Raw genomic sequence first — 4,824 nt, 5'->3', positions numbered from 1 at the left:
TGGCGGCTGCGGCTCACCGCCCGGCCACACCTCCAGCAACAGCTGCACCAACTTCACCAGCTGCACCAGTTGAACCAACTGGGCCGGCAGCAGCCGTTCCAGTCACTGCTCCAGCGGCAGCCGGGCGGTGAGCCGCAGCCGCCACAACCCGCACCCACACCCGCACCCCAAGTCCCCACAGCCCCCGAGTACTCCGTGGCGTACGCCACCGCGGTACAGGCGCCGATCGCCGCATTCCCGGGGATCGAGGCGGCGATGACGCTGAGGGTCAACGGCCGCGAGGTACGCCTGCCGCACCCCAGCCAGTTCGTGATCGAGCGGGTCCTGAGCGCGTTCCGGGACGGCCAGTTCGTACGGGTGGCGTACGACGACCGGATGATGGTGAAGGGAATCGAGGTGGAGGCGTCGCGGCCGGTGCGGTAGGGGGTTGCGAAGGGTTCAACGGGCGGGCGTGCGCGAAGGTTCCCCGGACAGCGCCCCCGAACCGGGGCGCGGGCTGCCCCGGAAGACCTGGCGGGTGTGCCAGGAGCGGTGCCGCGCCGCGACGGGCAGTGCGCCGGGCTGCGGTCCCGTGAGCGGTCGGCCGGCGAGGGCGGTGACATGCTCGCGGGCGGCGCGGCTGCGGCCGACGAACTGCTGCGAGACCTGGACGCGGTGGCCGTCGTCCAGGCCGAGGACGCCCTTGTCGAAGAGCTTGTGGTGCAGCGAGCACAGGCACAGCCCGTTGTCGACGTCGTCCGGGCCTTCGAAGGCCCACCAGCGCACATGCGCGGCCTCCAGCCCGACGGGCACGGCGCCGATCATCCCGTCGTAGCCACAGAAGGCGCACTGGTACTCGTACGCGGTCAGCACCATCTCCCGCATCCGCCGGTCCCGCTGCCGCCTCCCGGCCGAGCCCAAATCACCGGTCTCGGCCAGCTTCAATTCCAGGCCCACGGCGTCGCACAGGTCCTGGTGCAGCGACGCCGGAAAGTGCAGATCGAGCAGGACCCGTGCCATGCGGCCGAGCAGCGAGGGCTCCCGACGGAGCGCGGCCTGAAGATCCGGCGCGAGCCGCCCGATGGCCCCACGGGCCCGCAGGTCCCGCACCCCGGTGCCAGGACTGCCGACGCCGCGCTGGGTCCGCACTTCCCACACCCCGTCGCTGACCAAGTGGTGAAAGGGGTAGGCGGGCGTGGTCCCACGCGGCGGACCGTACTCCGCGAGCAACCGCTTCAGATCCCCCTCCACCGCGCTGTACGGCAACTCGTCCGCGGCATCGGCCTGAAAACGCCCCAGCGCGTACAGCAGCAACAACGGCTTGTGCGGCGCGCGCACCCCACCGCGATTCCACTGCCTGAGCTTCGCGGCCCGCTCCAGCCAGTCCATGACGGTGATCGTAGTGATGCCCCGGAAGAAGACGATGCGTGGGCGGCACCTCCTCGCCCAGCGCCTCGCCCCTTCGGCGTCACAGTGCCTCTTCGGTAGCAAGGGCGCAGTGCCCCGATGCCGCGGTGCCTGCCTGCTGGGACTCTCGTCCCGCGCCGACATGACGGCGGGAGGAGCTCCGTGCCGGGTGGTGGCCGCGCAGGCACGGGGCTGCCCCTGCTTGCCGGTCCGAATGCGCGATACCACCGCCAGCGCCGCCCTGCGCAAAACCTTTACCTCAAGTCCTTGCCCTGATGTTCAGCTGGCGAGTCGGCGGGAGCCGCATAGCTAGCTCTCGCAAGGCGGGGCAGGGCCACTTGTCTCAGTCATTCCGATCTCCCGAGAGGGCGCTAGGCGCAGCCGCGCTCAGGACACCCCTGCAGGGGCTGGGCGCGTGGACCCGACATCGCGGAGGACGCGTGCGACGATCGTGATGAGCCACGTGCTCGACATCGGCAGATGGAGTGCCCTGATCTCCGTCTGGCAGATATCCACGGTGTGCCGAAACCCAATCACCTCAGAGAACAGCAGTGAAGTATTCGGCTTTTAATTACGCCAGCCAGGCAATTGGCGACATCTTTCAGGAAGGTTATATAATTTAGTACTTCAATGGGGGTAGGTTTTTCCGTCCTATCTCCGTGTGCAATCTTGTTCCTCCTGTTTACGATCTCTCTCAGTTTTGCCTCGACCCTGACACGCGTCGCCTCGTCACCCCGGGCCGCGATCTCACGATTCACGTGAACCTCGATCTGGGAAATCACATCGGTGACGTCAAGTATACCGAATACGCTCTCCAGGATTTCGGGCTTGGCGTTGGTGAACTGGCGAGTGAGGATCTTGGCAGAAAGCACCTGCGGGTTAACCGTACGGTCAGCATCCCAGAGCGAGGCGTAGGCGGAAAATAGCCTCCGCGTCTTGTGGATTCGCTCAGGGCCTTCCGTGCCAAAGATCTCCTCTATACGACCTCGGGTATGCAACTCGAGCAGACCCTCCGGGATTCTCCGAGTGGGTGGTTTCGCTTCGCAGATCTCATCTATCAGCTCCGTAAGTGCTGATTTCACAAACCCCTCAAAATGTGAAACCAGCATCACGATGGAGGATCGCGTAACTGCATTGGCGAGCTCTCTGTCATGCGCCTGGGCCGCGACTCCGCCAACCCCGAGCGGCTGGAGTGGGACAATCGCAAGAAGAGTTTCGACCTCTCGCAGGCTGTCATTGAACTCGGATAGGGACTCAAGGTCGGAAGCGGCCACTGGTCCCTCGCTATTCGGGAAGTGAGGGGAGGTCGCAACGTACTCCCAATTTTACAAGTCCGGCAGCGAAAGACCCCACGCGCCCGTGCATCCGACTCCGGTCGGCCGTCGCCCTGCCGATGGCCGTCTGGAAGCTTTCCCTGTCGAGAAGCTCTTCTCGCAACTCGCGAACTTGCTCGGACTTACTGACAGCGGAGCCCCTGTCAGAAAAAGCGAGGGGCAGCATAATCGCATCAAATAGCGCCTTATTGAAAGCACCCAGTTTTCCATCTTTGGACAATCTGAAGGCAGACGATCCGAAGATGCTCGAAACTGCATCACAAGTTTCCAGGAAGATGCGGATTGGCTCAGCGTCTGGTGCGCCTTTGCGATGTTTGCGCATGTATGTATTGAGAAGCTGCCGCAATGGCGGACGGTACCCGCCCAAGTCTTCGTGCAGAGAGAAGAATCGAAGAGCCAGCTCCTCGTAAGCCATTCGGCTATTCTTGAGGCCGCCAAGGATGCGGGCAAACCTCGGCTCCTCTGCCAGATCCTTTAGAAAGAAATTTAGGGGTCCGCGGTAAATGCAGTTCCTCAGCTCCTGGGCGGCGAGCATGGCGGAACCTGTGTTCAGGCGCTCGAAAACGTCAAATTTAATATCGGGGTGGGAATCGTCGGTAATGACGATGCATCGGACGGTCCGGTTTCCGAGGCGCCTTTGTTCCTTGAGTGGAAGATCTTCGTAGAACATTCCCTCGAATTCGCTGACTACTGATACTCCCCTGAGGGCGAACTCGCCGGTAAGAAAATCTTTGATGGTTTGAATGCGCTGCAGGCCGTCGATTACTTCATACGACCCGTCCTCATTCTCGGCAAAATAACAGACTGGGACGGGGATATTAAGAAGGAAGCTCTCAATTAGCCGACTAGCCTTCGCCCTGTCCCACACATACTTGCGCTGATACTCGATGCTGAGTAGAAGGCGCTCTCGATGGATGTCGTCCACCAACGTTGCAAGTGACAGGTCGTACGGTTGTGTTACTAGCCGACGCTCCTCGATCGGGACCTCGAGCGGCTCGGCCTGTTCCGCGGTGACGTCCTGCTCGTCTTCGTCGAAGAGGGGGTCTTGATCTGGTCTGGTAGACACTCTGCGCCCTCGCTCCCACTGGACTCCTTCGACCACTCGCGGACAACCGTAGAGCCTGGTTCGGCCCAGGTCCTCGATTTGTGTAATTTCCCGAAGCTGGACGGAAGTTGACGAGGCCAGCTGTGCGGCCTTGGCCGGTGTCATGCCCGGTTTTGGGTTGATCATGATCGGGGGGTCATACGCTTGCTAGCGACTTGGGCAGCCTTGGCATGCCCGCTGATGTGTCCGAGTGTCCTCTGGTCTTGCTCAACGCGGGACCCAAACGGGGACGCTCGGTTCGGAGCTCCGGCGATACGGATACCAGGAACTGCACACTTGCACTGTCCGGCCGAGCTATCGACGCGTGAGGGTCCAGTAGAAGCTTCAGGCTGACAGCGTGTCGCGGCTGCTGGTCAGTTGGCAGGAGAGAGGACTCGTCTTCACGTCGGCCGTGGGGATCGACCTGGACGCTGCGAACGTCCGGCGCGAGTTCCGCAGGGTTCTCGCCGGGGCCGCGCAGCTGCCCGGCATCGAGCTCAAGCCTCACGAGTAGGCCACCCGAGAGACCCGAGCGTCCTTCGTCTCGATCTTGTCCGATCCGGGCAGGCATCCCGCTCGAAGAGATCTCCCAGCGGGTCGGCCACTCCAGCGCGGCTGTGACGGAGGAGGTCTACCGCAAGCAGATCCGCCCGGTGATCCAGACCGGAGCCACCGCCATGAACGGGATCTCCGGCACCCCCGCCGCCTCCGAGGCGGTAGTCACGCAGCAACAGACAGAGGCCCTCTCCCCGAAGGGAAAGGGCCTCTGACCATGTACTTAGCTGTCGGGGTGGCGGGATTTGAACCCACGACCTCTTCGTCCCGAACGAAGCGCGCTGCCAAGCTGCGCTACACCCCGATGTCACCGGTTGTCGCGGCGACGTCGTTTACTTTAGCCCACCGGCGGCCGGAGACGAAATCCGGTTTCGGGGGGCGGGGTGAGCGCGGTGTGGGGGCCCCGTTGGACAGGGTCCCCGCCGTACGCGCACCTTAGGCCCGGGCCGCGCCCGCCCCCAGGAC

At 63.4% G+C, this 4,824-nt stretch carries 5 protein-coding genes, 1 tRNA gene and 1 pseudogene; 3 read left to right on the top strand and 4 right to left on the bottom strand.

The features are described 5' to 3' along the window. A pseudogene (locus tag ACJA3G_RS30300) lies at positions 1 to 423 on the top strand (hypothetical protein); the annotation flags it as partial. Positions 424 to 438: 15 nt separating this feature from the next. Here the strand turns inward: ACJA3G_RS30300 and ACJA3G_RS30295 are convergent. The 3 genes from ACJA3G_RS30295 to ACJA3G_RS30285 form a co-directional block, all read right to left on the bottom strand. Beyond that, positions 439 to 1,368, bottom strand: coding sequence for a phosphorothioated DNA-binding restriction endonuclease (locus ACJA3G_RS30295; RefSeq protein WP_406556236.1), 930 nt, complete (start codon positions 1,366 to 1,368; stop codon positions 439 to 441). 551 nt (positions 1,369 to 1,919) lie between these two features. Next, positions 1,920 to 2,660, bottom strand: a complete 741-nt coding sequence (locus tag ACJA3G_RS30290) for an MAE_28990/MAE_18760 family HEPN-like nuclease (protein WP_406556235.1) — start codon at positions 2,658 to 2,660, stop codon at positions 1,920 to 1,922. A 10-nt stretch (positions 2,661 to 2,670) separates the two neighbouring features. Continuing rightward, positions 2,671 to 3,951, bottom strand: a complete 1,281-nt coding sequence (locus ACJA3G_RS30285; protein ID WP_406556234.1) for a DUF262 domain-containing protein — start codon at positions 3,949 to 3,951, stop codon at positions 2,671 to 2,673. A 211-nt stretch (positions 3,952 to 4,162) separates the two neighbouring features. On the opposite strand from ACJA3G_RS30285, the gene ACJA3G_RS30280 reads away from it, so the two are divergent. After that, complete coding sequence (locus tag ACJA3G_RS30280) at positions 4,163 to 4,318, top strand: hypothetical protein (protein ID WP_406556233.1); 156 nt, start codon at positions 4,163 to 4,165, stop codon at positions 4,316 to 4,318. A 103-nt stretch (positions 4,319 to 4,421) separates the two neighbouring features. Next, positions 4,422 to 4,574, top strand: coding sequence for a hypothetical protein (locus tag ACJA3G_RS30275; protein WP_406556232.1), 153 nt, complete (start codon positions 4,422 to 4,424; stop codon positions 4,572 to 4,574). 15 nt (positions 4,575 to 4,589) lie between these two features. Here the strand turns inward: ACJA3G_RS30275 and ACJA3G_RS30270 are convergent. Then, positions 4,590 to 4,663: transfer RNA gene (locus ACJA3G_RS30270), tRNA-Pro, on the bottom strand. Positions 4,664 to 4,824 lie beyond the last annotated feature (161 nt).

The sequence above is a fragment of the Streptomyces sp. YS-3 genome, assembly GCF_045257485.1.
In the GTDB taxonomy this organism is placed as follows: Bacteria; Actinomycetota; Actinomycetes; order Streptomycetales; family Streptomycetaceae; genus Streptomyces.
This window is presented reverse-complemented; position numbering and strand designations above follow the sequence as displayed.